Origin of the sequence: Rahnella contaminans, from assembly GCF_011065485.1 — a bacterium.
GTDB lineage: Bacteria > Pseudomonadota > Gammaproteobacteria > Enterobacterales > Enterobacteriaceae > Rahnella > Rahnella contaminans.
In genome coordinates this window covers 942,360-962,042 of the sequence record NZ_JAADJS010000002.1, presented here as the reverse complement: position 1 = coordinate 962,042, position 19,683 = coordinate 942,360, and the positions used below count along the sequence as shown (strand labels likewise).

General features: G+C 54.4%; 21 protein-coding genes. 11 read left to right on the top strand and 10 right to left on the bottom strand.

Going from position 1 to position 19,683, the window contains the following annotated elements; all coding sequences use genetic code 11:
* Positions 1-45 precede the first annotated feature (45 nt).
* Positions 46-1,557: a methyl-accepting chemotaxis protein gene (locus GW579_RS13615; protein ID WP_165059504.1), complete on the bottom strand. Its 1,512-nt coding sequence runs from the start codon at positions 1,555-1,557 to the stop codon at positions 46-48.
* Positions 1,558-1,811: 254 nt separating this feature from the next.
* A complete protein-coding gene (pgl, locus tag GW579_RS13610) occupies positions 1,812-2,813 on the bottom strand; it encodes a 6-phosphogluconolactonase (RefSeq protein WP_165059503.1) in 1,002 nt (333 codons plus the stop codon).
* A 182-nt stretch (positions 2,814-2,995) separates the two neighbouring features.
* Between pgl and GW579_RS13605 the strand changes: the two genes are divergently transcribed.
* Entirely contained in the window at positions 2,996-3,817 is an 822-nt protein-coding gene (locus tag GW579_RS13605; RefSeq protein WP_152325467.1) for a pyridoxal phosphatase, read from the top strand.
* A 63-nt stretch (positions 3,818-3,880) separates the two neighbouring features.
* On the opposite strand, the gene GW579_RS13600 is transcribed toward GW579_RS13605, so the two are convergent.
* Entirely contained in the window at positions 3,881-4,153 is a 273-nt protein-coding gene (locus GW579_RS13600) for a helix-turn-helix domain-containing protein (RefSeq protein ID WP_152326320.1), read from the bottom strand.
* A gap of 143 nt (positions 4,154-4,296) precedes the next feature.
* On the opposite strand from GW579_RS13600, the gene GW579_RS13595 reads away from it, so the two are divergent.
* Positions 4,297-4,551: a helix-turn-helix domain-containing protein gene (locus GW579_RS13595; protein WP_152325466.1), complete on the top strand. Its 255-nt coding sequence runs from the start codon at positions 4,297-4,299 to the stop codon at positions 4,549-4,551.
* Here GW579_RS13595 and modC read toward each other — a convergent pair.
* The 4 genes from modC to GW579_RS13575 all read right to left on the bottom strand — a co-directional run bounded on the left by modC (position 4,548) and on the right by GW579_RS13575 (position 7,644).
* Entirely contained in the window at positions 4,548-5,609 is a 1,062-nt protein-coding gene (gene modC / locus GW579_RS13590) for a molybdenum ABC transporter ATP-binding protein ModC (RefSeq protein WP_165059502.1), read from the bottom strand. The genes GW579_RS13595 and modC overlap by 4 nt on opposite strands.
* 1 nt (position 5,610) lies before the next feature.
* Positions 5,611-6,300: a molybdate ABC transporter permease subunit gene (gene modB / locus GW579_RS13585; RefSeq protein WP_104922867.1), complete on the bottom strand. Its 690-nt coding sequence runs from the start codon at positions 6,298-6,300 to the stop codon at positions 5,611-5,613.
* Between the two features lie 226 nt (positions 6,301-6,526).
* Positions 6,527-7,300 (bottom strand): molybdate ABC transporter substrate-binding protein, encoded by a 774-nt coding sequence (gene modA / locus GW579_RS13580; RefSeq protein ID WP_165059500.1) that lies wholly within the window; start codon positions 7,298-7,300, stop codon positions 6,527-6,529.
* A 185-nt stretch (positions 7,301-7,485) separates the two neighbouring features.
* Positions 7,486-7,644: an AcrZ family multidrug efflux pump-associated protein gene (locus tag GW579_RS13575; RefSeq protein ID WP_152325463.1), complete on the bottom strand. Its 159-nt coding sequence runs from the start codon at positions 7,642-7,644 to the stop codon at positions 7,486-7,488.
* Between the two features lie 188 nt (positions 7,645-7,832).
* On the opposite strand from GW579_RS13575, the gene modE reads away from it, so the two are divergent.
* Together modE and modF are read left to right on the top strand one after the other, a co-directional pair.
* On the top strand, positions 7,833-8,615 hold the full coding sequence (gene modE, locus GW579_RS13570; protein WP_165059498.1) for a molybdenum-dependent transcriptional regulator: 783 nt from the start codon (positions 7,833-7,835) through the stop codon (positions 8,613-8,615).
* A 248-nt stretch (positions 8,616-8,863) separates the two neighbouring features.
* Complete coding sequence (gene modF, locus GW579_RS13565) at positions 8,864-10,330, top strand: molybdate ABC transporter ATP-binding protein ModF (RefSeq protein WP_165059496.1); 1,467 nt, start codon at positions 8,864-8,866, stop codon at positions 10,328-10,330.
* 36 nt (positions 10,331-10,366) lie between these two features.
* Here the strand turns inward: modF and GW579_RS13560 are convergent, their stop codons facing one another.
* On the bottom strand, positions 10,367-11,131 hold the full coding sequence (locus tag GW579_RS13560) for a hypothetical protein (RefSeq protein WP_165059495.1): 765 nt from the start codon (positions 11,129-11,131) through the stop codon (positions 10,367-10,369).
* A 137-nt stretch (positions 11,132-11,268) separates the two neighbouring features.
* Between GW579_RS13560 and GW579_RS13555 the strand changes: the two genes are divergently transcribed.
* From GW579_RS13555 to gpmA, 7 genes are all read left to right on the top strand, one after another.
* A complete protein-coding gene (locus GW579_RS13555) occupies positions 11,269-12,174 on the top strand; it encodes a LysR substrate-binding domain-containing protein (protein WP_165059493.1) in 906 nt (301 codons plus the stop codon).
* A 243-nt stretch (positions 12,175-12,417) separates the two neighbouring features.
* Positions 12,418-13,434, top strand: coding sequence for a UDP-glucose 4-epimerase GalE (gene galE, locus GW579_RS13550; RefSeq protein WP_152325458.1), 1,017 nt, complete (start codon positions 12,418-12,420; stop codon positions 13,432-13,434).
* Positions 13,435-13,453: 19 nt separating this feature from the next.
* Positions 13,454-14,506 (top strand): galactose-1-phosphate uridylyltransferase, encoded by a 1,053-nt coding sequence (gene galT, locus GW579_RS13545; RefSeq protein ID WP_165059491.1) that lies wholly within the window; start codon positions 13,454-13,456, stop codon positions 14,504-14,506.
* Positions 14,503-15,651, top strand: coding sequence for a galactokinase (galK, locus tag GW579_RS13540; RefSeq protein ID WP_165059489.1), 1,149 nt, complete (start codon positions 14,503-14,505; stop codon positions 15,649-15,651). Before galT ends, galK begins: the two co-directional genes overlap by 4 nt.
* Complete coding sequence (gene galM, locus GW579_RS13535) at positions 15,645-16,691, top strand: galactose-1-epimerase (RefSeq protein ID WP_165059487.1); 1,047 nt, start codon at positions 15,645-15,647, stop codon at positions 16,689-16,691. Before galK ends, galM begins: the two co-directional genes overlap by 7 nt.
* 162 nt (positions 16,692-16,853) lie before the next feature.
* The gene (locus GW579_RS13530) at positions 16,854-17,186 is read left to right on the top strand and encodes a PsiF family protein (RefSeq protein ID WP_152325454.1); all 333 of its coding nucleotides are present in this window, start codon (positions 16,854-16,856) and stop codon (positions 17,184-17,186) included.
* Positions 17,187-17,391: 205 nt separating this feature from the next.
* A complete protein-coding gene (gpmA, locus tag GW579_RS13525) occupies positions 17,392-18,144 on the top strand; it encodes a 2,3-diphosphoglycerate-dependent phosphoglycerate mutase (protein ID WP_152325453.1) in 753 nt (250 codons plus the stop codon).
* Between the two features lie 87 nt (positions 18,145-18,231).
* On the opposite strand, the gene GW579_RS13520 is transcribed toward gpmA, so the two are convergent.
* Positions 18,232-18,450 carry a DUF7661 family protein gene (locus tag GW579_RS13520; protein WP_152325452.1) on the bottom strand — a complete coding sequence of 73 codons (219 nt, stop codon included), beginning with the start codon at positions 18,448-18,450 and terminating at the stop codon, positions 18,232-18,234.
* A gap of 95 nt (positions 18,451-18,545) precedes the next feature.
* On the bottom strand, positions 18,546-19,598 hold the full coding sequence (gene aroG / locus GW579_RS13515; protein WP_152325451.1) for a 3-deoxy-7-phosphoheptulonate synthase AroG: 1,053 nt from the start codon (positions 19,596-19,598) through the stop codon (positions 18,546-18,548).
* Positions 19,599-19,683 lie beyond the last annotated feature (85 nt).

Here is a 19,683-nt window from a genome sequence, read left to right as displayed (position 1 = left end):
GGAGGAAACTCCGGCGGCATTTTTTTTACCTGAAAATCTTACCGGTTATGCCCTTTCGTTGCCGAGACGGAATACCGATACCGTGCGTTCCAGATTCAGCGCCTGTTCATCGAGCGACGCCGCAGCACTGGCGGACTGCTGAACCAGCGCGGAGTTCTGCTGTGTCACGGTGTCCATTTCGGCCACGGCCAGCGCAATCTGGCTGATCCCCCGGCTTTGTTCATCCGACGCCGACGCAATCTCATGAATGATCTGCGTAACGTGACGGACGGAACCGACAATCTCTTCCATCGTATCGCCTGCTTTCTCCACCAGCGTTGAGCCGTTATTCACGTTGGTCACCGATTTGTCGATTAACCCTTCGATCTCTTTAGCGGCCTGCCCGCTGCGCTGCGCGAGGCTGCGCACTTCGCTGGCAACCACCGCAAAGCCGCGGCCCTGTTCACCGGCACGCGCCGCTTCAACGGCGGCATTCAGCGCCAGAATGTTGGTCTGAAAGGCAATGCTGTTGATGACGGTGGTGATTTCAGAAATTTGCTTCGAACTGACGGCAATCTCTTTCATCACGCCCACCATGTCGGTGACCAGTTTGCCGCCGCGTGCTGCCGTCACGGCCGCATCGGACGCCAGCTGGCTGGCCTGCGTGGCGTTATCGGCATTCTGTTTCACCGTCGAGGTGAGCTGCTCCATGCTGGCCGCCGTTTGCCCCAGCGCTGCCGCCTGTTCTTCAGTACGCGCCGACAAATCAATGTTACCCGCTGCAATCTCACTCGAGGCACGCGTGACCTGAGTCACCCCTTCCCGGATATCACCGATGATGCCGTGCAGGTTTTTATTCATGCCTTCAATCGCACGGGTCAGTTGCCCCACTTCGTCATGACTGTGGCTGGTGGCGTGCGTTGAGAGGTCGCCTGCGGCAATCCGTTCAGCGGTGGCAAGTGTGCGGCGCAGCGGAAGTGTCAGCCCGCGCGTCGTGCGCCAGGAAATCAGCACGCCCACGATCACCGTCGCGGCGATAATCGCCAGCATTTCCTGAATGGTTCGGGTGACTTCTTCGTGCAGGTTGCCCATTTCATGATCGAGCAGCGTATTGGATGCGGACGTCAGCGCCAGCCCGGCCTGCGCCAGCTGTGCGGTGACTTGTTGCAGATCACTGCCTGCCGGAGGATTAAGCGTTTGCTGCCAGCTTTCGCGGTAACGGCGGATGTTTTCAGGCATGGCGTCCACCAGAGGCTGATCTTCGGCATCCCAGGAATAGGCCGCGACCTGCGTCTGCCGGGCTTCGAGCTTATCCAGCGCCTGGCGGTTTTCCTCAACATATTTTGGGTCTTTGCTGGCCATATATGAAAGCCGGGAAAATTTTGCACCGCTGAGCAAATCGTTAACGGTTTTAAGCAGCGTGGCCTTTTCGGCGCGTTGGTTGATGCTGGTCAGATGATAAATACCCGACACAGCGATAAAGGATCCCAGCAACAGCACCAGTGCAAAACCGGCACCGAGTTTGCCAGCGATGGTGGCATGACGAACTTTGCCAGCGATCCCTGAAAGTACATTCATTTTCTTCTCCCTGATTTACAAATGGACTGACTCTGAAGTGGCAATGCCACCGAAGAATGAGTGAATAACGGGAGAGTTATCGACCGGCAATGATTAACATTTAGAGAGAAGTTAAAATATTTCTTATCAATCGCCCGAAAGGTTCAGGCAATAAAAAAGCCCCTTATTACAGGGGCTTGATCATTATTCCGTGGCGGTATTATTGAGATGTTAAAACATAAACATTAGACAATCTCACTAATACACCAGAGTGATTAATCAATTTCCAGAATGCTTACCCACATCGGCGCTTTGCCCACCGGGTAGGTTTTCAGCGTGGTCAGTTGGCCGTTTTGCGGATTGATTTTCGCCACTTCAATGGCATCGGATTTCTGGCCCGCCGTGATCACGTACTGGCCGGTGAAGTCGATATTGAAACCTCGCGGCTGAGTTTGCGTCGCATGGTGCCCTGTGAGCGTAAGCTCGCTGCCATCTTCGGAAACCGACAGAACAGAAATCAGGCTGGCCGTACGGTCTGAGGCGTAGAGGAATTTTCCGTCCGGCGTGATGTGCAAATCGGCCGCCCAGCAGGTGCCGGTAAAATCAGCCGGCATCACGCCGAGTGTCTGTACCTGACGATATTCGCCGGTGCCGACGTCTTTCTGGTACACATCAACGCTGCTGTTGAGCTCATTTACACAGTAGGCAAAGTGATGATTCGGGTGGAATGCCATGTGGCGCGGACCGGCACCTTCAGCTGTCCGCAGCTCGCTGGCGGTCTGATGTGGTGTCGCTTCGCCCTTCTGACTGAAATCGTACTGACGAATGCGGTCCTCTTTCAGCGCCGGGATCATCAGCAACTGATTGGTCGGGTCAATATTGGCAGAGTGCGGCGCCTGGATGTTTTCCAGAACCTGAACCGGTGCCAGCGCATGACCTTTTTCATCCAGCGGATGAATGCTGACGTTGTTGAAGCTGTAAGAAGCCGAGAACACAAAACGCCCCTGAAGGTCGATCCCCAGATGCGTCGGGCTGCCCGGCAGCGGAGCCATCGCGGCTTCTTCCAGTTTCCCTTCGTGGTCAATATGGTACGTCAGTACGCCAAACTCCGGGCGCACGCCGACATACAAACGATGACCGTCAGGATGGAGCACCATCGGCTGAACCTGTCCCGGCACTTCCACCGTTTGCAGCAGGCTCAGTTCACCATTATCCGCCAGATGAAAAGCGTGGATTTGCTGGCTATCAGGGCTGGCAACGTAGACGACTTGCTTCATCACATCTCCTTATTAAAAACCGAATGAGTGGGTAGACTTTTTAAAAGCGTAGCTCAGGTTAACACGATAACTCAACGCACTGGCGGCACTAAAGGTGCCGGATCCAAGGTTTAATTAGCAGGCTTAACACGGTAACATGATGATAATTTCTTCGATCCACCCACACTTACGATGGACTGCTCATGACTTATCGCATTATTGCGCTCGATCTCGACGGTACGCTGCTGGACCGTCAAAAACGTATTCTTCCTGAATCTCTTGCTGCGCTGGCCGATGCCCGCGCACAAGGCATTAAAGTGGTTGTCGTCACCGGTCGCCATCATGTGGCAATCCACCCGTTTTATCAGGCATTGGAGCTCGATACACCTGCTATCTGCTGTAACGGAACTTATTTGTATGATTATCAGGCACGTAAAGTATTAACTTCCGATCCGCTCGACAGCGTGAAAGCTAAAAAAGTCATCGACCTGCTGGATCATCACGGCATTCACGGCCTGCTGTATGTCGATGATGCGATGCTGTATCAGCAACCAAGCGGCCATGTGACCCGTTCGATTGCCTGGGGTCAGAGCCTGCCGGAACATCAGCGTCCGAACATCGTTCAGGTTAACAGCCTGCGAGAAGCCGCAGACGAGGCGCAGTCCATCTGGAAATTTGCCACGTCGCATCAGGATCTGGATGCGCTGCATACGTTTGCCGCGCAGGTGGAAAACGATCTGGGTCTGGCCTGCGAATGGTCGTGGCACGATCAGGTAGACGTGGCGAAAGGCGGCAACAGCAAGGGCCGTCGCTTACAGGAATGGGTCGAATCTCAGGGCATGAGCATGCAGGATGTGGTCGCGTTCGGCGATAACTACAATGACCTGAGTATGCTGGAAAATGTCGGTCTGGGCGTGGCGATGGGCAATGCGGCGGATGCGATAAAAGAACGCGCGGCACTGGTCATTGGTGACCACGAAACGCCGGGCATTGCAGACGTTATCCGCACGAAAGTCCTCAACTAATCCCTGCGTTTTTTCGCGCCTTCCCCTGCTACAGAGGAAGGCGTTTTTTCTGCCACAAAATCATCAGTCGGTCTTTAATTCGGGTTTGTTTTTTACGGGCCGTATGAAGCGCGGAATCGACCGCATCTGTGCATCAAAATACCGGCTCGGCCAGATAGCCGACGGCGGAACTCCCAGTGCTTTAGCGATAATCATTTCGCCCTTTGCCCACGGACGCGCCAGCGCATTTGCCAGCGTCGAGGAACCTAAACCGGCTTCCCGCGATACCGCCGCCAGCGTGGTTCTTTTCTTACGTAACCCGGCGATGATATCTGCCGGGTGCCAGTCATCTTCCATTCTCATCGTTCATCCTTTGTTGTCTGTACGGCATTCGGAAAAGTGAACTACACTTTCACTTTACGATGTCTAGTAACTCTAAACAACAATGATGTTAAGTAATGCTAAACATAACGTCAATACTCTTTTTGTGGTTATTGACGATGATCTCATACAGACTGAAATCTGCCCGAACAAAGGCGAAGCTGACGCAGGAAAAACTGGGCGTTATGGCGGGAATTGATGAAAGCACCGCACGTTCGCGGGTTTCACAATATGAAAACGGCACCTACAGTCCGAACTTTGACACCATGTGTCATTTCGCCCGCGTGCTGAATGTGCCGGAGTGTTATTTCTATATTATCGATGACAAATTCGCCGAAAAAGTTCTGGCGCTGTATCACGCGTCAAAAGCTTAACGGTTCACCGACACGCTTTTAATCTGCGCATACAGCCACTGGCCTGAACGAACCATCAGTTCATCGCGCGCCCAAGGCGTAATGCGTGCCCAGAGAATGTGATCGGCCATCGCCAGTTTCACTTCCACCTGATTGCCCACGTCCAGACATTCCAGCACTTTCGCGGGCAAAATATTGCGGATGCTGCTGTTGTTGGCGGTCGGTTGCAGCACCAGCGAAACGTCGGTGGAATTCACGCGCACGCGCAGCGGCGTGCCGGGCGCTTCTTCCACTTTACTGATCCATAAACGCTGGTCGCCAATCGCCAGCGCCGTCATTTCGTAACGCGGATGATGTTCCAGCACGCTGACGTTCAGCACGCTGCTCTGCTCTTCTTTCGGCAGCCACGGACGCATGACGTTGCTCGCCCACACTTCCTCCAGCGCACCCATCGCCAGCACTTTACCGGCATCCAGCACCATCACTTTTTCCGCCAGACGCAGAATCTCATCCAGGCTGTGCGTCACATACAAAATAGGAATGCTGACTTCCTGCGCCAGACGCTCCAGATAGGGCATCAGCTCGCGTTTACGTGGAAGATCCAGCGCCGCCAGCGGTTCGTCCATCAGCAGAATTTCCGGTGCGGTCAGCAGTGCACGGCCAATCGCCACGCGCTGTTTTTCGCCGCCTGATAACGTCAGCGGGAAACGGTCGAGCAAAGCGCCGATGCCCAGCAGACGGACGATGCTGTCGAACTGGCCGCGCATCGATGGCGCCATGCCATATTGCAGATTTCCCTGCACGCGATAATGCGGAAAGAGGCGCGCATCCTGAAAAACATACCCCACACGGCGTTTTTCCGGCGGCAGAAAAATGTTGTTCTGCGTGTCAGATAAAATTCGCCCGTTGAGCGCGATACGCCCTGAGTCCGGCCTGGTCAGCCCGCATATAGCGTTGATCAGGGACGTTTTGCCCGCGCCGGACAAACCGAAAATCGCGGTGATGCCCTGCGCTGGCAGTTCCTGTGAAATCTGTAAATCCAGGTCACCCAGCTTCTGGCTGAAATTGAGTTCAAGCATTTCAGCCTCCCAGCCGTATGCGGCTGCGTTTTGCCAGCCAGTCAGAGATCAGTAACGCCGCCAGAGACAGCAGGATCGCCAGTACGCAAAGCCGTGCGGCGGCACTTTCTGCGCCGGGGGTTTCAATCAGGGTATACATCGCCAGCGGAATGGTGCGCGTTTCCCCCGGAATATTGGAAACGAAGGTGATGGTCGCGCCAAATTCACCCAGTGAACGGGCGAAGGCCAGCACGATGCCGACGATAACGCCGGGCACCGAAAGCGGCAGCGTGATGGTGAAAAACACCCGCCACGGCGACGCACCGAGCGTCCGGGCAGCAAGTTCAAGTTTGGGATCGACGGCCTCGAGCGACTGGCGGATAGCCCGCACCATCAGCGGAAACGCAACAACAGCGGACGCCAGCACGGCCCCGTGCCAGCTAAAACTGAAACTGAAGCCGAACCAGTTATACAGCCACTGCCCCACCACGCCGCGTCGCCCCATCACCACCAGCAGCAAATAACCAATGACCACCGGCGGTAATACCAGCGGCAGATGGATAATACTGTCGAGCAGGGATTTGCCGGGGAAGCGGCAGCGGACCAAAATCCACGCCATCAGAATACCAAGCGGCAGACTGCAAACAACGGCCAGGCTCGAGACTTTCAAACTGAGAAGTACCGCCTGCCACTCATATTCACTCAACATCATGTCGGTTCATTTGTCCTGAATAAAATGTGAAGCCGCAAACATAAAATATCGGCAAAAAAGGTAAAGCCTTTAATCAGCCGCCACAGGGGACGCAAGATAGGGTGCTCGGGGCATTTTGTATTCGCGACATCAGGAAAGAATCAACGCTTTAGTATTACATAACAACGTGGAACAAATATAAAGTCATCCCCGGAGGGATGACTTCAGGGTTTCGGCGATTAACGGATCATCCGCGCGGTGTGAAACCGTATTTTCTGAAGATTTCAGCGGCCGCTGGCGTTTTCAAATAATCATAGAAACCGCTGACGGTCGCATTTTCGTGGCCTTTCACAATCGCCATCGGATATTCAACCGGCTTGTGGCTGGTTGCCGGGAAGATGCCAACCACTTTAACTTTTTTGCTGGCAACCGCATCAGAGCCATACACGATACCCAGTGGCGCTTCTTCACGTTCTACCAGCGCCATTGCCGCACGAACGTCGCTGGCGCGCGCCAGTTTAGGTTCCAGCGTGGTCCAGGCACCCAGTTTTTGCAGGGCTTCTTTAGCATAAATACCGGCCGGGACGTGGTCCGGATCGCCCACTGCCAGCCGGCTGTCGCCCAGCAGTTTGGTCCATTCGGTTTTTTCAGTAATATCGACTTTATCGATTTTGCTGCTTTTCGCAGAAATCAGCACCAGTTCGTTGCCCAGCAAGGTGTAACGGGTGTTATCAACGATTTCCTGCTTGCTGATGGCGTAGTCCATCCACTGCTGGTCGGCAGAGATGAACATATCCGCCGGTGCGCCCTGTTCAATCTGGCGCGCCAGCGTTGAAGAGGAAGCGAAAGAGGAGACAACCTGCACGCCCTTCTCTTTCTGATATTGCGTGGCGATATCCTGCAACGCATTGGTCAGCGACGCGGCGGCAAAGACCGTAATTTTTTCAGCAGCCTGAGCCTGAACGCCCAGACCGGCGACCATGACGGTAGCAGTTAACAATTTGCCCCATGAGGTTTTCATCAGTTTTCTTCTTCCTTATAAGTAGATGTTACGTTATGTAAGCACCAATATAACGTCGAAAAAAATGATGTCATCCGTTTTATCCCCGCGGACATTAAGAACCTGCGGTTTCTTGATCTCACCCTGAAAATAGAAAGCCCGGCACAATGGCCGGGCTCTTCGGAAAGCGGTTTAAACCCCTTAACTCATTTTACAATCGGGGTATTTCGGGACTCTTTAGAGTGGCCGACGTTGGAAATAACGTTGAAAATTTCGCCCAGTCCCCAGATCAAACCCAGGATAACCGCGATGAAAATCGGTACCATGATGGCAGCGAAAAGCAAACTTTCTAATAATTCTAACATGATAGCCTCACTTGACTGGCTGAACGGCCCGAAGGCGTTGTAGGACTTCGTGCTTGAAGTCAAAACGAAAAATCAATCTGTTGCGGATAATAACAGTACGGGACTGTGATTACTTTAGCATTTAGCCAACTTGCCTGCCTGTGGGTTTAACGGCGACAATGAATAATGATTCTAATAAGGACGCTGCAATGCAAGCCGAAATTCTCTTAACCCTTAAACTCCAGCAGCGATTGTTCGCCGATCCGCGCCGCATCGAATTGCTGCGACAGGTACGGCATACCGGCTCAATCAGTCAGGGCGCGAAGCTCGCGGGCATCAGCTATAAAAGCGCATGGGATGCTATCAATGAAATGAATCAGCTGGCAGACCAGACCCTGGTTGAACGCAGCACCGGCGGTAAAGGCGGAGGCGGTGCCGTGCTGACGCCTTACGGCGAACGCCTGATTCAGCTGTATGAACTGTTGGCGCAGATCCAGCAAAAAGCCTTTGATGTACTGAAAGAAGACTCCCTGCCGCTCGACAGCCTGCTTGCGGCGATTTCGCGTTTTTCACTGCAAACCAGCGCCCGCAATCAGTTTTTCGGCAACGTTATTGACCGTTCGCATGAGGTTGTTCAGCAGCATATCGACATCATGCTGGCCGACGGCAAAACGCAAATTCGTGCGGCGATCACCGAGCAAAGCGCCGACCGTCTGGCACTGACGCCGGGCAAAGAAGTGCTGGTGCTGATTAAAGCGCCGTGGATCACACTCGGCTATACGGCAGAAAATCCGCATAACGCGTTGCAGGGTGACGTCATCAGTATTCAGCGCGGTGAGAGTAACTGCGAGGTGCTGGTAAAATTACCCAGCAGCGAAACGTTGTGCGCCACGGTGCCCAACAGTGACGTTGACCGTCTGGCGTTGAAAACCGGCCAGAACGTCTTCGCACAGTTTGATGATGACAAGGTGATCCTCGCCACGCTGTGCTGAAAAGATAATAAAAATCAAAATCTTGCAGAATTAGCGTTAACATTTTGCAGAATTGTCAATTGACTTAAGAGAGTGCAGCGCTTATCCCTTAATTTATCAATCAAAATTCATTTCCCTAAATAATTCGAGTTTCAGGCAGGCGGCAACAGAGTAAATCCCGATGAGCTTACACGAGTAAGTGATTCGGGTGAGTGAACGTAGCCAACTCACATGCAACTTGGAGCAGGACGGGAAAAAGGGATAGCAGAATGTCGTTGCATATCTCGCAAGGCGTTTTTCGCCTCAGCGATACCCGAACCCTCACACTTTCCGAGCTCAGTATTCATGAGACCGACAGTTGGGCATTCGTCGGCTCGAATGGCAGCGGTAAATCAGCGCTGGCCCGCGCGCTGGCGGGCGATATCACCCTGCTGAAAGGAACCCGTGAAAACCGTTTTCCGCACATCGTTCGCCTGTCGTTTGAGCAACTCCAGAAACTGGTCGCCGATGAATGGCAACGCAATAACACCGATTTACTGAGTGAAGGGGAAGACGATACCGGCCGGACGACGGCGGAAATCATTCAGGAAGAAGTGCGCGATCCTGCCCGTTGCGCCGCCCTTGCCGCGCAGTTTGGAATCGAAAAATTACTCGATCGCCGGTTCAAATATTTATCCACCGGTGAAACCCGCAAGACGCTGCTGTGTCAGGTGCTGATGCAACGGCCAGATCTGCTGGTGCTTGACGAACCGTTCGACGGGCTCGACGTCAATGCCCGCGCGCAGCTGGCGCAGTTGCTGGACACCCTTTCCGGCGAAGGCCAGACAATGGTACTGGTGCTCAACCGCTTCGACGATATTCCGCCGTTTGTGCAAAACGTCGGTGTGCTGGCGGATTGTACGCTGGCCTCCGTCGGCCCGCGCGAACAGGTCATGGCTGATGCGCTGGTCGCACAACTGGCGCACAGCGAAAGCCTCAGTGGCATGGCAGTGCCGGAAGCAGAAGATCCGACAGTGCGCGTTACGCCGCCACAGGATTCTCCGCTGATCGCGTTGCGCGACGGCGTGGTGCAATACAACGATAAACCGATACTGCACAACTTAAGCTGGCAGGTTGATCACGGTCAGCACTGGCAGATCACCGGGCAGAATGGCGCAGGGAAATCGACGCTGCTCAGCCTGATCACAGGCGATCACGCGCAGGGTTACAGCAATGACCTGACGCTGTTTGGCCGCCGCCGCGGGAGCGGTGAAACCATCTGGGACATCAAGCGCCACATCGGTTATGTCAGCAGCAGCCTGCATCTGGATTACCGCGTCAGCACCAGCGTCCGCAACGTGATCACCTCTGGATTCTTCGATTCGATTGGCATTTATCAGGCGGTTTCTGATCGCCAGAGATTCCTCACAAATCAGTGGCTGGAATTGCTCGGCCTCGGCGGCAATGCCGGTGATACACCGTTCCACAGCCTGTCCTGGGGGCAACAACGTCTGGCACTGATTGCCCGCGCACTGGTGAAACATCCGGCGCTGCTGATCCTCGACGAGCCGTTGCAGGGTTTAGATCCGATAAACCGCCAGCTGGTGCGCCGTTTCGTCGATATTCTGATTGGTGAAGGTGACACCCAATTGCTGTTCGTTTCGCATCACGCGGAAGATGCGCCGGCGTGCATTACTCACCGCCTGAGTTTTATTCCTGAGGGCGAAATTTACCGTTATCAGATTGACGCGCTCTGATTTTTCACCCGCCTTCCGCTCCATGGAGGGCGGTTTTTACGCCTCGGCCATCAGCGCCACCACCATGCCCGCCAGGGCAAAAATCCCCAACAGTGTGAACCCGTTTTCCAGTCCCGCGTAGCCCGGATAAATCGTCACAATCATTGTCAGCAACGCCAGTGAAACCACGGTGCTGGCGATGAGTGCCACGCCGTTGAGCCATCGTCCCTGCGCCGCAATCACCTGCAACCTGATATTTCTGGCGTGATTCACCATCCCGAGCCCCAGACCGCTGAGGATCATCGCGGGCAGCGGCGCCAGCCAGAACGCGCAGCCTTCCGACATCACAGCAATCATCCCTGTTCCGGCGGCGACCAGCGTAAAGCCCAGAAGCAGGCGTTTATCGCGGGTGAATTCAGCCTGAAACTTTTCACCCAGCACATGGCCCGCCCGGACCATCAGCAAGATCAGGGCAATGCTCAGGAGGATTTGCAGCAGACCAAACCCGTAACTGTTTTTCAGCAGCCAGGCCAGCAGGAAGAAAGCCGGTACGCAAAGGGCGGCAAAGAAAACGCTGGTCCAGAGGCTTATCTGCAATTCGGTGCAAGCCCGCAAGGTCTGCGGCAAAAGCGGCTGCGGGTTATAACGCTCGCTGATCATAAACAACGTGAAAAATATAGCCGCCGCGCCCGCAAAGCTGTGCGTTAGCGGCGTGTCCAGCCCCTGATGCGCCACACCCAGCAGCGTCATGGTCAGTGACATAATAAACAAAGCGCCGAGCGAAAAGGCCAGCGCGGGCACCCGGAAATTAATGGCAGACATACAGAACTCCTTAATCGAAACCTTGCGATATCAGGATGAACGTTATTCATCCTCATCGTGTTGATAAAGGAGCTTACACCGCCTATTTTAGGAGACTCAAAGTCATAGATTTCAGCCACGGATGAAAATAACTCATCATGAAGAAAATCCGTTTACCGCCTCTGGGTTCACTGAAAGCGTTCGACGCGGTGGCGCAGCAGGCCAGCTTTAAACGCGCTGCCGAAGAAATCGGCGTCACGCCTACGGCGATCAGTCACCAGATCCGTGTTCTGGAAGAGGCGCTGGGCGCCGCCGTTTTTGAGCGCAGCGCCCGCGAGGTGAAACTGACCGCCGCCGGGCAAATTTTGCGGCAGGCCACGCGCCAGGCTTTTGCCGGTTTACAGGCTGCCGTGGAAGAAATTCATCACGCCGGATTACCCCCTGCGCTGACGCTGACGACCACCTCGAATTTTCTGACGCACTGGCTGGTTCCGCGGCTGGCAGATTTAAAGCAGGTGGCACCGGCCATGGATTTGCGGCTGCACACCGGCATTGAGCTGGTGGATTTAACGCGTAATACCGTGGATGTGGCGATCCGTTACAGCGAATCTGCCGATGAGTCGCTGGATTCCACACTGCTGTATCACGACACGTTTATACTGGTCTCCAGCCCGACGCTGGCGCTGAGAACCCCGGCAGACCTGAAGGACGTAACGCTGTTTCATGTGGAAAATCGTCACATTCCCCGCCCTTCACCCGACTGGGAAAACTGGCGTGCGCATTTCGGCCCGAAAGACCTCAACATCGACAACGGGTTGCGTTTTACCGACGAAACTCACGCCATTCAGGCGGCCATTGCCGGCCAGGGCGTGGCGATTGTCAGCAGTTTGCTGGCGCGGGATTTCATTGAAAAAGGCATCCTCACCGTTCCCTTCCCGCACCATCTCCCCGGTGCAAACTATTATCTGGTGACCACAAAAGAGAAAAGCGCACGCGACGATATCGGGATCCTGCGGAACTGGTTGCTGGATAAAATGTCGGCGTTCCCTCCGGCTGGAGTCTGAAAAATGAAGTAAAAGCCTGCCGCGGATAAATCACACCCCAAAATGTAAGCGATTACACTTAGCTATACATCTGGCTTCCGGCACGCTCCCGCAGGCTTTCTGTACGGCGCACAGCACCTGTATAGCGGCATTGAAAGGTGATAAACTGTTTGTGTAAGCGATTCCATTTTATTGGGGATGGATCACCTTTTTCAGCCTTGCAGCGTGTTATCGTTGCATCATGATATTCATTGAGGAGCGATTATGTACGTCTTAGTCACAGGTGGTAGCGGTTACATTGGTAGCCATACATGCGTGCAACTGATTGATGCGGGCTATACGCCAATCATTCTGGATAATCTTCACAACAGTAAAGTCAGCGTTCTGGAGCGCATCAATACGCTCACCGGCAAAACGCCGCTGTTCTATGAAGGTGATATCCGCGACCGCGTACTCCTCGATAAGATCTTCAGCGAACACCACATTCATTCCGTGATTCATTTCGCGGGCTGGAAAGCCGTCGGGGAGTCCGTCGCCAAACCGCTGGCGTATTACGATAACAACGTTTCCGGCACGCTGGTGCTGGTTGAAGCAATGCGCGCTGCGGGCGTTAAAAACCTGATTTTCAGCTCGTCCGCGACGGTGTATGGCGATCAGCCGAAAACCCCGTATGTCGAAGATTTCCCGACCGGCAACCCTTCCAGCCCTTATGGCCGCAGCAAGCTGATGGTCGAACAAATTCTCGAAGACGTGCAACGTGCTGAACCGGAGTGGAGCATTACCCTGCTGCGCTATTTCAACCCGGTTGGCGCGCATCCGTCTGGCCTGATGGGTGAAGATCCGCAGGGCGTGCCCAATAACCTGATGCCGTTTATTGCCCAAGTGGCCGTGGGTCGCCGCGAATCTGTGGCGGTATTCGGCAACGATTATCCGACGCCTGACGGCACCGGCGTTCGCGATTACATCCACGTAGTCGATCTGGCAGACGGCCATATCGCCGCAATGAAAACCCTGCACAACAAAGCGGGCGTACACATTTACAACCTCGGCGCAGGCTTCGGCCAGAGCGTGCTGGAAGTGATTGAGGCCTTCAGCAAAGCCTGTGGCAAACCGGTGAACTACAAGTTTGCACCACGCCGTGAGGGCGACCTGCCAGCCTACTGGGCTGACCCGACTAAAGCCGAGAAAGAACTCAACTGGAAAGTGACACGCACGCTGGAAGACATGGCCAATGATACCTGGCTGTGGCAATCGAAAAACCCGCAGGGCTACCCGGATTAAGGCAGACCAAGGAAAGTTTATGACGACGTTTAACCCGATTGATCATCCACATCGCCGCTACAATCCGCTGACCGATCAGTGGATTTTAGTGAGCCCGCACCGGGCCAAACGCCCGTGGCAGGGCCAGCAGGAAGCCGTTTCGCAAGAGGTTCTGCCTTCGCACGATCCGGACTGTTTCCTCTGCCCGGGCAATACCCGCGTAACGGGCGATGTGAACCCGAAATACACCGGCACTTTCGTGTTCACCAACGATTACGCGGCGCTGATGCCGGACACGCCGTTTGCGCCGGAAAACGATGACCCGCTGATGCGGGTCCAGAGCGCACGCGGCACCAGCCGGGTTATCTGTTTCTCGCCGGATCACAGCAAAACGCTGCCGCAGCTTTCCGTAGAAGCCCTGACGGAAATCGTCAGAACCTGGCAGGAGCAAAGCGCGGATTTAGGGAGAACCTACCCGTGGGTGCAGGTTTTTGAGAATAAAGGCGCGGCGATGGGATGCTCTAACCCGCATCCGCATGGCCAGATTTGGGCGAACAGTTTCCTGCCTAATGAAGCCGAGCGTGAAGACCGTCTGCAACGCACTTATCTCGACGAGCAAGGTTCGCCGATGCTGGTGGATTACGTGCAGCGCGAGCTGGCAGACGGCAGCCGCACGGTGGTGGAAACCGAACACTGGCTGGCCGTGGTGCCTTACTGGGCGGCGTGGCCGTTCGAAACGCTGCTGCTGCCAAAAGTTCACGTTAAGCGCATCACCGGGCTGACCGATGCCCAGCGCAGTGATTTAGCGCTGGCGCTGAAAAAACTGACCAGCCGCTATGACAATCTGTTCCAGTGCTCTTTCCCGTATTCCATGGGCTGGCACGGCGCGCCGTTTACCGAAGGCGACAACGAACACTGGCAGCTGCATGCCCATTTCTACCCGCCGTTGCTGCGTTCAGCCACGGTTCGCAAATTCATGGTCGGCTACGAAATGCTGGCTGAAACCCAACGCGACCTGACAGCCGAACAAGCCGCAGAGCGTCTGCGGGCGGTGAGTGATGTTCATTATCGTGAGGCCGGAGAAAAACAATGAAACTGAAAACCAAAACCCTGGAAATCTTTGCCGACAAATTCGGCTACCCTGCCACGATCACCATCAAAGCGCCGGGTCGCGTTAACCTGATTGGCGAACATACCGATTACAACGACGGTTTCGTTTTGCCTTGCGCCATCGATTATGAAACGGTGATCGCCTGCGCACAGCGCAACGACCGTTTGATCCGCGTGATCGCCGCCGATTACGACAACGAGGAAGATACCTTCTCTCTCGACGAACCGATCCTGCACAGCGACGCGCATCCGTGGGCCAACTACGTGCGTGGCGTGGTGAAACATCTGATGCTGCGTAATAAAGATTTCTCCGGCGCAGACATGGTGATCAGCGGCAACGTGCCTCAGGGCGCAGGGCTGAGTTCTTCTGCATCTCTGGAAGTCGCCGTCGGCCAGGCGCTGAAATCTCTTTATGATTTGCCGCTGGACGGCGTGGCGCTGGCACTGAACGGTCAGGAAGCAGAGAACCAGTTCGTCGGTTGCAACTGCGGGATTATGGATCAGCTCATTTCTGCTCTCGGCAAAGAAAACCATTCCCTGCTGATCGACTGCCGCTCACTGGAAACCCGCGCCGTGTCTATGCCGGAAAACGCAGCCGTGGTGATCATCAACTCCAACGTGAAACGCGGTCTGGTTGACAGCGAATACAACGCCCGTCGCGAGCAGTGCGAAGTGGCCGCCCGCTTCTTCGGTGTGAAAGCCTTGCGCGACGTAGACCCTGCCCTGTTCTTCTCCATTCAGGATGAACTGGATCCGGTGGTTGCACGCCGTGCACGTCACGTGATCACTGAAAACGATCGTACTCTGGCAGCGGCTGACGCACTGGCCAGCGGCGACCTGAAACGCATGGGCGAACTGATGGCGGAATCTCACGCCTCCATGCGCGATGATTTTGAAATCACCGTTCCGCAAATTGACAAACTGGTGGAGATCGTCAAAGAAGTGATTGGCGATAAAGGCGGCGTGCGCATGACTGGCGGCGGCTTCGGCGGCTGCATCGTGGCACTCGTTCCGACAGAGATGGTAGACAAAGTCCGTCACGCCGTTGAGCAGCAATATCACGCCTACAGCGGCCTGAAAGAAACCTTCTACGTTTGCACCGCTTCGGAGGGGGCTGGCATATGTTAAAACCTGAAAACACACAGCTGGCACCCGATGGCCAGCCGTTTGAACAGGTGACGCTACAGAATGCGGCGGGCGCAACCGCCACATTCATGGACTGGGGCGCGACCTGGTTATCCTTTACGCTGCCGCTGGCTGACGGCTCGACCCGCGAACTGCTCCTCGGCTGCCAGACACCGCACGACTATATGAATCAGAGCGCCTATCTTGGCGCGACCGTCGGGCGCTACGCCAACCGCATCGCCCGCTCGCAGTTTGAGATTGAAGGCAAACCACATCTGGTCGTCGCCAATCAGGGCGTACATCAGCTGCACGGCGGCCCGGAAGGTTTTCATGCGCGTCGCTGGAAAATTCTTGAGCGAAACGTGCAGAAGCTGACGTTCGGGCTGTTTTCAGCCGACGGCGATCAGGGTTATCCGGGCAATATGACGGCCAAAGTGCATTATCAGCTGACCGATGATAACCGTCTGGAAATCCGCTATGAAGCGACGGTGGATAAGCTGTGCCCGGTCAATCTGACCAATCACGCTTATTTCAATCTCGACGGCGAAGGCACCGACGCGCGCCAGCAAAAGCTGCAACTGTTTGCTGACCGTTTCCTGCCGGTCGACAGCGACGGTATTCCGTGCGCCGATCCGACGCCGGTTGAACATACCGGTATGGATTTCAACGCCGCAAAAACGCTGGCGAAAGATTTCCTCAAGGATCGCGATCAGCAACGGGTGAAAGGTTATGACCATGCGTATCTGCTCAACCGCTCGTGCAATACCGGCAGCAATCCGGCTGCGCATTTGTGGTCAGCCGATGGCAAAGTCAAAATGACGATGTTCACGTCGGCACCGGCAGTGCAGCTGTACAGCGGCAACTTCCTCGGTGGCACGCCAAACCGCAGCGGCGGCGAATATGCCAGCTACAGCGGCGTTGCGCTGGAAAGTGAATTCCTGCCGGACAGCCCGAACCACGCGACCTGGCCGCAGCCAAGCTGCTGGATTAAACCGGGTCAGACGTACAAATCCGCCACCACTTATCAGTTCTTCGCGCTGTAATCTTCCCGGGGCAGGCTCATCCCAACCTGCCCTTCACGCTTTCCCTTCTGCAAATTTGTGACTGATGACGCATCTGCGTCAGCACTTTTTCAGCTAAAGCCGCCTCCCGCATCTACGCTTAGAGAGTGTCCTGCGAAAAGGACGTTCAAAAAGGAGTTCGTTATGCGTTTACCCGTTGTGTTATCCCTGCTGGCGACCTTGTGTGCGGCGGGTTCTGCTCTGGCCGCGGATCCCGTAAAAGTGCCTTCCCCCGCTCAGACTGAGCAGCGCCAGAAAATGACCGACTGTAATCAGCAGGCCACCACACAATCGCTTAAGGGCGATGAGCGCAAAAAATTCATGAGCAACTGCCTGAAAGCCGAGGCCAAAACAGACGATAAAATGAACCCTCAGCAGAAAAAGATGAAAACCTGTAATGCTGATGCTGCGAAACAAGAACTTAAAGGCGACGCCCGCAAAACCTTCATGAGTACCTGCCTGAAAAAAGCCAGCTAATCCGCTGTCCTTTTGCACAAAACGCGCTGTCCGGGTGACCGTCTGCGCGTTTTGTTTTACATCGCCACAGCAAATTCGTTATGTTTAAGACAAACGGGCGTCACGCATAGGTTTCCTGAATACATTCAGATTGCCGATCGGGATGCCCAGACCCTATAATGATAACTGTTATCATTGAAAATTCAGTTAACTGAGGAGTTTAGCTATGGCTGTAACCAAGCTGGTGCTGGTAAGACACGGTGAAAGTGAGTGGAACAAAGAAAACCGTTTTACCGGTTGGCATGATGTTGAACTGTCCGACAAGGGCCGTACTGAAGCAAAAGCTGCGGGTCAGCTGCTGAAAGACGAAGGCTTCCAATTTGACTTCGCTTACACCTCTGTGCTGAAACGTGCCATCCATACTCTGTGGAGCGTTTTGGACGAACTGAACCAGCCATGGCTGCCGGTTGAGAAATCCTGGAAACTGAACGAACGTCATTACGGCGCGTTGCAGGGTCTGGACAAAGCTGAAACAGCACAGAAGTACGGCGACGAGCAAGTTAAACAATGGCGTCGTGGTTTTGCTGTGACTCCACCAGAACTGGATCGTGCTGATGAGCGCTTCCCTGGCCATGACCCGCGTTATGCCAAACTGAAACCTGAAGAGCTGCCAACCACAGAAAGCCTGGCGCTGACCATCGACCGCGTTATTCCTTACTGGACTGATGTCATCAAACCTCGCATCGAAAGCGGCGAGCGCGTGATTATTGCTGCGCACGGTAACTCCCTGCGTGCGCTGGTTAAATATTTGGATAACCTGAGCGAAGACGAAATCCTGGAACTGAACATCCCGACCGGTGTTCCACTGGTTTACGAATTCGACGAAAACTTCAAACCAATCAAACGTTATTATCTGGGCAATGCCGATGAAATCGCAGCGAAAGCCGCGGCCGTAGCAAACCAGGGTAAAGCGAAGTAATTAGCGGTTTCTGAGCTCATCAGAAATGCAAAAAAGGCATGCGAAAGCATGCCTTTTTAATGAGTCTGACCCGGCGCAAAACCAACATTACTCGATACGCCAGACGTCAGGATGCAATTCCGTCGCTGACTCGTGAAAAATATCGCCCAGCCAGCCGGGGATTTCCGCTTCAGTCATATCGTCAGGAATGATGATGTCGTAGAGGCGCGAGAATTTTCTCTCGGTCATCTCGGCACGAAAAACCTGCCAGCCCTCCGGCGTCTTTTTAACCCCCAGATACCGGCCAAAAACGTTATAAATCAGCATAGATATTCTCTTTTGGCATCACACGATGACAGCGTTCTTACAGCCATAAAACAGCCCCGCCTTAACGGGGCTCAGCTCAGAATTGCTGTGACGGATTAACCGCGACGCGCTTTGACTGCGTTCGCAAGGCTACGCAGCAACACTTCGGTATCTTCCCAGCCAATGCACGCATCGGTCACGCTCTGGCCGTAAACCAGTGGCTCGCCGCTGTCGAGACTCTGATTGCCTTCGACCAGATGGCTTTCAACCATCACGCCCATAATCGCCTGTTCGCCACCGGCAACCTGACCGCAAACATCTTCACAGACTTCCATCTGTTTTTTGAATTGTTTGCTGCTGTTGGCGTGGCTGAAGTCGATCATGATGCGGGCTGGCAGGCCGCCTTTTTTCAGGCCGTCTTTCACTTCCAGCACGTCCTGCGCGCTGTAGTTTGGTTTTTTGCCGCCGCGCAGAATGATGTGGCAGTCGTTGTTCCCGCTGGTGTTGACGATAGCGGAATGGCCCCATTTGGTCACAGACAGGAAACAGTGCGGCGCACCGGCTGCGTTAATCGCGTCGATCGCCACTTTGATGGTGCCGTCGGTGCCGTTTTTGAAACCTACGGGGCAGGATAAACCGGAGGAAAGCTCACGGTGAACCTGAGATTCTGTGGTACGTGCGCCAATCGCGCCCCAGCTCATCAAATCCGCCAGATATTGTGGCGTGATCATGTCCAGGAATTCACCCGCCGCAGGCAGACCGGTGTCGTTAATATCCAGTAACAATTTGCGGGCAATGCGCAAACCATCATTTATCTGGTAGCTGTTGTTCATGTGCGGGTCGTTGATCAGCCCTTTCCAGCCAACAGTCGTACGCGGTTTTTCGAAGTAAACGCGCATGACCACTTCCAGTTCGCCCTGCAATTCTTCGCGCATTTTCAGCAGACGTGCTGCGTACTCTTTAGCGGCTTTAGGATCGTTAATTGAGCAAGGGCCGATGACTACCAGAAGACGATCGTCGTTTCCTTTCAGTATCTTATGAATCGCATTGCGCGCATGAGACACCGTCTTTGCCGCTTTGTCAGTGGCGGGAAACTTTTCCAGCAACGCTACAGGTGGCAAAAGTTCCTTAATTTCTTTGATACGTAAATCGTCGTTTTGATAATTCATAACTGTTCCATTGGGTGTTCATAAGAGACAAAGCGAAACGCTGACCGCGTTCAATCTAGCCGGATTGGGTGTCGGTGTAAATCTA

Bases quoted from the DNA above. Each gene is read 5' to 3' on its own strand.
- GW579_RS13615 (WP_165059504.1), bottom strand. From the start codon at position 1,557: ATGAATGTACTTTCAGGGATCGCTGGCAAAGTTCGTCATGCCACCATC.
- pgl (WP_165059503.1), bottom strand. From the start codon at position 2,813: ATGAAGCAAGTCGTCTACGTTGCCAGCCCTGATAGCCAGCAAATCCAC.
- GW579_RS13605 (WP_152325467.1), top strand. From the start codon at position 2,996: ATGACTTATCGCATTATTGCGCTCGATCTCGACGGTACGCTGCTGGAC.
- GW579_RS13600 (WP_152326320.1), bottom strand. From the start codon at position 4,153: ATGGAAGATGACTGGCACCCGGCAGATATCATCGCCGGGTTACGTAAG.
- GW579_RS13595 (WP_152325466.1), top strand. From the start codon at position 4,297: ATGATCTCATACAGACTGAAATCTGCCCGAACAAAGGCGAAGCTGACG.
- modC (WP_165059502.1), bottom strand. From the start codon at position 5,609: ATGCTTGAACTCAATTTCAGCCAGAAGCTGGGTGACCTGGATTTACAG.
- modB (WP_104922867.1), bottom strand. From the start codon at position 6,300: ATGATGTTGAGTGAATATGAGTGGCAGGCGGTACTTCTCAGTTTGAAA.
- modA (WP_165059500.1), bottom strand. From the start codon at position 7,300: ATGAAAACCTCATGGGGCAAATTGTTAACTGCTACCGTCATGGTCGCC.
- GW579_RS13575 (WP_152325463.1), bottom strand. From the start codon at position 7,644: ATGTTAGAATTATTAGAAAGTTTGCTTTTCGCTGCCATCATGGTACCG.
- modE (WP_165059498.1), top strand. From the start codon at position 7,833: ATGCAAGCCGAAATTCTCTTAACCCTTAAACTCCAGCAGCGATTGTTC.
- modF (WP_165059496.1), top strand. From the start codon at position 8,864: ATGTCGTTGCATATCTCGCAAGGCGTTTTTCGCCTCAGCGATACCCGA.
- GW579_RS13560 (WP_165059495.1), bottom strand. From the start codon at position 11,131: ATGTCTGCCATTAATTTCCGGGTGCCCGCGCTGGCCTTTTCGCTCGGC.
- GW579_RS13555 (WP_165059493.1), top strand. From the start codon at position 11,269: ATGAAGAAAATCCGTTTACCGCCTCTGGGTTCACTGAAAGCGTTCGAC.
- galE (WP_152325458.1), top strand. From the start codon at position 12,418: ATGTACGTCTTAGTCACAGGTGGTAGCGGTTACATTGGTAGCCATACA.
- galT (WP_165059491.1), top strand. From the start codon at position 13,454: ATGACGACGTTTAACCCGATTGATCATCCACATCGCCGCTACAATCCG.
- galK (WP_165059489.1), top strand. From the start codon at position 14,503: ATGAAACTGAAAACCAAAACCCTGGAAATCTTTGCCGACAAATTCGGC.
- galM (WP_165059487.1), top strand. From the start codon at position 15,645: ATGTTAAAACCTGAAAACACACAGCTGGCACCCGATGGCCAGCCGTTT.
- GW579_RS13530 (WP_152325454.1), top strand. From the start codon at position 16,854: ATGCGTTTACCCGTTGTGTTATCCCTGCTGGCGACCTTGTGTGCGGCG.
- gpmA (WP_152325453.1), top strand. From the start codon at position 17,392: ATGGCTGTAACCAAGCTGGTGCTGGTAAGACACGGTGAAAGTGAGTGG.
- GW579_RS13520 (WP_152325452.1), bottom strand. From the start codon at position 18,450: ATGCTGATTTATAACGTTTTTGGCCGGTATCTGGGGGTTAAAAAGACG.
- aroG (WP_152325451.1), bottom strand. From the start codon at position 19,598: ATGAATTATCAAAACGACGATTTACGTATCAAAGAAATTAAGGAACTT.